At 54.3% G+C, this 223-nt stretch carries 1 rRNA gene; it reads right to left on the reverse strand.

The window, feature by feature from the left end:
* Window positions 1–214: ribosomal RNA gene (locus H5202_RS24900) — 16S ribosomal RNA — on the reverse strand; the annotation flags it as partial.
* Window positions 215–223: the final 9 nt, after the last annotated feature.

Here is a 223-nt window from a genome sequence, read left to right on the forward strand (position 1 = left end):
GCCCGAAGGTCCCCTCCTTTCCCCCGTAGGGCGTATGCGGTATTAGCAGTCGTTTCCAACTGTTATCCCCCTCGACTGGGCAGATCCCTAGGCATTACTCACCCGTCCGCCGCTCGTCACCTCAGAAGCAAGCTCCCTTGTGTTACCGCTCGACTTGCATGTGTTAGGCCTGCCGCCAGCGTTCAATCTGAGCCATGATCAAACTCTTCAATTAAAGTTTTTT

The organism is Shewanella sp. SG41-4 (assembly GCF_014164505.1).
Lineage (GTDB): Bacteria > Pseudomonadota > Gammaproteobacteria > Enterobacterales > Shewanellaceae > Shewanella.